The organism is Xanthobacter sp. BG11Y11_SDJG (genome assembly GCF_057364445.1).
Map to the genome: position 1 here is coordinate 1 of NZ_JBNFNU010000388.1, position 4,008 is coordinate 4,008.

6 protein-coding genes and 1 pseudogene are annotated in these 4,008 nt (G+C 71.0%); all 7 read left to right on the forward strand.

Features of this window, described 5'->3' with window-relative positions; genetic code table 11:
- The first annotated feature begins 301 nt into the window (after positions 1–301).
- Positions 302–1,126, forward strand: coding sequence for a tripartite tricarboxylate transporter substrate binding protein (locus AC2W7M_RS21335; protein ID WP_486134735.1), 825 nt, complete (start codon positions 302–304; stop codon positions 1,124–1,126).
- A 350-nt stretch (positions 1,127–1,476) separates the two neighbouring features.
- Positions 1,477–2,097: a HyaD/HybD family hydrogenase maturation endopeptidase gene (locus AC2W7M_RS21340; RefSeq protein WP_486134725.1), complete on the forward strand. Its 621-nt coding sequence runs from the start codon at positions 1,477–1,479 to the stop codon at positions 2,095–2,097.
- Positions 2,098–2,103: 6 nt separating this feature from the next.
- Positions 2,104–2,439, forward strand: a complete 336-nt coding sequence (locus tag AC2W7M_RS21345; RefSeq protein WP_486134727.1) for a HypC/HybG/HupF family hydrogenase formation chaperone — start codon at positions 2,104–2,106, stop codon at positions 2,437–2,439.
- Between the two features lie 60 nt (positions 2,440–2,499).
- Positions 2,500–2,868 (forward strand): thioredoxin domain-containing protein, encoded by a 369-nt coding sequence (locus AC2W7M_RS21350; RefSeq protein ID WP_486134729.1) that lies wholly within the window; start codon positions 2,500–2,502, stop codon positions 2,866–2,868.
- Between the two features lie 112 nt (positions 2,869–2,980).
- Positions 2,981–3,199: pseudogene (locus AC2W7M_RS21355) on the forward strand (hydrogenase expression/formation protein); the annotation flags it as partial.
- A gap of 157 nt (positions 3,200–3,356) precedes the next feature.
- A complete protein-coding gene (locus tag AC2W7M_RS21360) occupies positions 3,357–3,725 on the forward strand; it encodes a hydrogenase expression/formation protein (RefSeq protein ID WP_486134731.1) in 369 nt (122 codons plus the stop codon).
- 14 nt (positions 3,726–3,739) lie between these two features.
- Positions 3,740–4,008: rubredoxin (locus tag AC2W7M_RS21365; protein ID WP_486134733.1), on the forward strand; the 269-nt coding region annotated here is incomplete at its 3' end.

Genomic DNA, 4,008 nt, shown 5'->3' on the forward strand with positions numbered 1-4,008 from the left:
ACGCGCGGGGCGCGGCGCGCGCTGTGCCCCGCGGGGCACAACCCCCTGTGACGGCTATGCACGCCAACGACTGTTATTTGTTCCTCTCGCCGTATTCGTGTTGCGCTGCGCCATGAATACCAAAATGTCAAATAGAGAGGAACCCCATGCTCAAGCGCTGGAAGATATTGCTGTGCAGCCTCGCCGTGGCTGCGTTCGGCGGGCTGTTAGGGCGGCGCCGGCGGCGGCCGCGTTTCCCGACCGCCCGATCACGCTGATCGTTCCATGGGCGGCGGGCGGCGGCACGGACTCGGTGGCCCGCATGATCGCCTCGCTGCTGGAAAAGGATTTCGGGCAGCCGGTGAACGTGGTGAACCGGACCGGCGGCAGCGGCGTCGTCGGCCACACCGCGATCGCCCAGGCCAAGCCCGACGGCTACACGATCGGCCTCATCACGCTGGAGATCAGCATGATGCACTGGGTCGGTCTCACCGACCTGACCCACGAGGGCTTCACGCCGCTGGCGCTGATGAACGTGGACCCCGCCGCCATCCACGTGAAGGGCGACTCCAAGTACAAGACGATGGCGGACCTGATCGCGGCCATCAAGGCCAATCCCGGCAAGATCACCTCGTCGGGGGCCGGCCAGGGCGGCGGCTGGCATCTCGCCATGGCCGGCATGCTGCGCTCGCTCGGCATCAATCCCAGCACCGTCACATGGGTGCCGGCGACCGGCGCCGCGACCTCGCTGACCGACCTCGCCGGCGGCGGCATCGAGTTCGTCTCCTGCTCGCTGCCGGAGGCCGACGCGCTGACCAAGGCCGGGCGCGTGCGCACCCTCGCTTACATGGATGGCAAGCGCTCGCCGGTGGCGCCCGACGTGCCGACGCTGAAGGAAGCGGTGAACTCCGACTGGACCCTCGGCCTGTGGCGCGCCATGGTCGGGCCCAAGGGCATGCCGACCGACATCGCCCAGAAGTACGAGGCGGCCTTCAAGAAGATCTTCGAGAGCAGCGAGTTTCAGGGCTTCATGAAGAACCGCGGCTTCGGCGCGGTCTATATGAATGCCGCCGATCTGAAGGTGTTCATGGCCAAGGACGACAAGGAGGCCGGCGAGGTGCTCAAGGACATGGGTCTCGCGAAATAGCGCCGCGCGGACGGCCGCCCGGCCGCCGGAAGGCACGCCGATCGCTTCACTGGACAACGAGGCCCGCCACCCCGGCGGGCCTTTTCTTTGCCGGCCCAGGAAGCGGGACCAAGCGCCGGTACCTGAGCGCTGATCGGCTTGCAGCTTTCCATCACAGCGCTGTTTTGATTAGTATCCTTCCATATTGGCCCGCGTCGCCCGTGCCCTGCCGTGGAAGGCTGGCAGCCGATACCAACGCTTTGCGGTCTGGACGCGTGCGCGGGAGGCCGGTGGCACGCTCCTTGAATTGAGGAGTTCCAGACAGGCGGCGGCAGACCGCCGGAGGAAACGTGCGAGGGAGGAAGGCGCCCATGGACGGCGAGCGCATACTCGTGCTCGGCATCGGCAATATCCTGTGGGCCGACGAGGGCTTCGGCGTGCGGGTGGTCGAGGCCCTTCATGCCAGCCATGATTTTCCCGCGCGTGTCAGCCTGCTCGACGGCGGCACACAGGGACTCTACCTCCTGCCTTACCTGGAGGAGGCCGGCGGCGTCGTGATCGTCGACGCGGTGGATTACGGCCTTCCCCCCGGCACCCTCCACATCCTCGCCGACGCCGACGTTCCCGCCGTGCTTGCCGCCCGCAAGGTGAGCCTGCACCAGACCGGCTTCCAGGAGATTCTGGCGCTCCTGGCGCTGCGCGGGCACACGCCGCGCCGCATGGTGCTGGTGGGCGTGCAGCCGGCGCTGCTGGACGATTACGGCGGCGGCCTCACCGACATCGTCGCCGCGAAGGTGCCGGACGCGGCGGCCGAGGTGCTGGCCGTGCTGGCGCGCGACTTCGGTGTCCATCCGACGCCCCGCTTGGCGCCAGGCCGCGACGCCCTCATCACCCAGGCGGTGGCCCGCGCGCCCTACGAGGCCGGCCGGCCCTCGGCCGAGGAGGCGTGCCGCATCGGCGATCCGCGCGTCCTTTCCGGCGCGCGGGGCTGAGCGGCCATGTGCATCGGCACCCCCATGCGCGTCCTTGATGCCGACGGGCTGTCCGCCTGCTGCGCCGACGCCGCCGGCCGGGTCGAGACCGTAGACCTGTCGCTGGTGCCGGAGGCCGCGCCCGGCGACCATGTCCTCGTCTTCCAGGGTGCCGCGCGCCGGCTCATGGACGCCGAGGAGGCCCGGCTTGTCGCCGCGGCGCTCGAAGGTGTCGCAGCGCTGATGGCGGGCACCGCCGACGCCGCCCTCATCGACGCCGCTTTCGCCGACCTCGCGGCACGCGAGCCCGCGCTGCCGCCCCATCTCGCCGCCGCCTTTGCCGCCGGCCGAAAGGAAGCCTGATGAGCGCCCTCGATATCCCCGCGCCCCCCCGCAAGCGCCGGCGCCGCGCTCCACCCGCTGGTGCGGCGGCTGATCGAGGAGCGGAACTATCCGCTCGTCGAGACCGGCGACGCTTTGGCCGGGCTCGATCCGCGCGACCATTTCCTGTTCCTGCCCGCGCACGGCAAGGCGCACCTCGAAACCCCCGACATCGCCGTGGTGCTGCCGGAGCTGATCGCCGCGCTCGGCGGCGCGGTGCAGATCGGCGGCGCGGTGGCCGGGGCGAAGCTGGAAGCGGCCCTGCGCGACAAGCACCAGCTCGCCGTGCCGGCGCTCGTGGTGGTGCGGCGCGGCGAGGTGATCGGCTCGGTCGCCCGCATGCGCGACTGGGACGAGTATCTCGCCCGGCTTGGCGCCGTCCTCGCTGCCCCCGTCCCCGCGACCCACTGAGGACCGAGCGATGCCCTCCAGCCCCTTCGCCACCCAGCCGCCGGTCGGCTTCGGCCCCGGCAGCCAGATCGGCGCCGACGACGGCCTCGAATACCTGCCGCTGCCCTCGGGCATGCGCACCTTCTCGGCCCACCTGCCCGAGGTGGAAGACGCCGTCCGCTTCGCTCCCGCGCTGAAGGCGGTGGCCGATATCCTCCAGGCGCTGCGCGACTGGCGGCCGGGCACCACCGCCACCGTCGCGCTCGCCCATTTGGACGCCGCCAACCGGGCGCTGGTGAACGAGACTCTGGGCGAGGGCGAGGTGGCGGTGAAGGTCGCAGGCGAGGGCCGCGCCGTGGAGATCCAGGAAGCGACCTTCGCCGGCGTCTGGCGCCTGCGCGGCGCCGACGGCACGGAGCGGGTGGAGGTGGGCGCGTTTTCCGAAGGGGGCGCTGCTGCGCGCCTTCCCGGCGCGCTGGGAGATCGACCTTGCGGCGCTGGAGCGGCCGATGCCCGGCATCTTCAACGCCCCGCCGCTGCTGGTGGAGATCGCCCACCGCTCCGGCGCGCGGGCGCCGGGCGACGCGCCCCACATCATCAACCTCTCGCTGCTGCCGCACACACCGGAGGACCTGGCGCTGATCGAGCGGACGCTGGGCGAGGGCGCGACCACCATCCTCTCGCGCGGCTACGGCAATTGCCGCATCGACGCCACCGCGACGCGCGATGTCTGGCGCGTGCGCTACTACAATTCCACCGACATGCTGATCCTCGACACCATCGAGGTCTCGGACGTGCCGGAGGTGGCGCTGGCCGCGCCCGAGGACATCGCCGATTCCGCCGAGCGCCTCGCTGAGGTGCTGGCGGCGATCTCGTGACGGCGGGGGGCATCATGAACCTGCATCGCGGCTTCGAAGGCTCCTATATGGGCGACAACGCCCGCCTCGCGCCCACCGCGCGGCTGGAGTGCAAGATCTGCTGGCACCTCTACGACCCGGCGCAAGGCTGCGACACCTGGGACGTGCCGCCCGGCACGCCGTTCGCGGCGCTGCCGGACCACTGGCGCTGCCCGGTGTGCGATGGCGAGCGCACCCAGTTCATGGTGCTCGATCCCGGCGTGCCGCAGCAGGCCGAGCCCGCGCCGGCGGCGCCCGCGATCGA